The organism is Pedobacter sp. 01N416 (assembly GCF_056399685.1).
In genome coordinates, this window is record NZ_JBFTRT010000934.1 from 1 (window position 1) to 971 (window position 971).

Consider the following 971-nt stretch of genomic DNA (forward strand, 5'->3'; position numbering starts at 1 on the left):
CTCCGTAGGAGTCCTTTGGACCTCCGTAGGAGTCCTTTGGACAGGATGACAAATTTATATTTATGATACCGTCTCAAATCACAATACTCATATCTCAATAATGAATAAAGCTATTTTTCTAGACCGTGATGGTGTACTCAATCACGAAATATATGATTACATCTGCCGTGTTGAAGATTTTAAAATCCTCGATTACCAGATTCCAGTATTAAAAAAACTATTCGATGAAGGTTATCTTTTAATCGTAATTACCAACCAGGGTGGTATTGCCTTAAAACGTTATACCGAACAAGAGCTGGCCATTATGCACCAAATGCTCCGCAATGCTTTTGTTGCTCAAGGAGCCGATATTGCTGGTTTTTATTATTGCCCGCATCATCCAACTGTTGGTGGCGAATGCAAGTGTAGAAAACCTGCTTCGGGAATGATTTTGGATGCAATTGAGATGTACGATATCGACCCGGCACAATCTATTATGATCGGCGATAAACCAAGAGATGTTGAAGCTGCAAATGGGGCAGGAGTGAAAGGTATTCTAATCGAACCTGATGAGCAGATCAGTTATGAGAAAATAAAGGAAGTCCTTAGTCGTGAGTCTTTAGTCTAAAGTCTCTTTTTAAAGTGCATAAAAAACGCTAAGTCCAGATTTATATTGATTTATGGATTAGATTATTGATTAAAGTTTGATCATTTGGGCGTTTTAACACGCTGTACACTGTATCTTTTTGGCTGTCCTTCGACTACACTCTCCACAGGAGTCCTTTGGACAGGATGACAGCCAAAAAGGATGCCGTTTCCATCGTTAACGCAAAATAACGCGATGACTTACGAAGTTTAGAAAGGGAAGGAGCGGATGAATAACTTCGTAAGTCAGAAGCTTCTGGAATTCTATTACGCCTTTCCCCACCTAATACTTACGAAATCCTTCCATGCGCTTGCCCATTGAGATTTCGTAAGTACCTGGCCACCTA

Annotated in this window: 1 protein-coding gene; it reads left to right on the forward strand. The window is 40.1% G+C overall.

What is annotated here, in order from left to right:
- The first annotated feature begins 100 nt into the window (after window positions 1-100).
- Complete coding sequence (locus tag AC1DND_RS28500) at window positions 101-607, forward strand: D-glycero-alpha-D-manno-heptose-1,7-bisphosphate 7-phosphatase (protein WP_477586292.1); 507 nt, start codon at window positions 101-103, stop codon at window positions 605-607.
- Window positions 608-971: the final 364 nt, after the last annotated feature.

Bases quoted from the DNA above. Each gene is read 5' to 3' on its own strand.
- AC1DND_RS28500 (WP_477586292.1), top strand. From the start codon at position 101: ATGAATAAAGCTATTTTTCTAGACCGTGATGGTGTACTCAATCACGAA.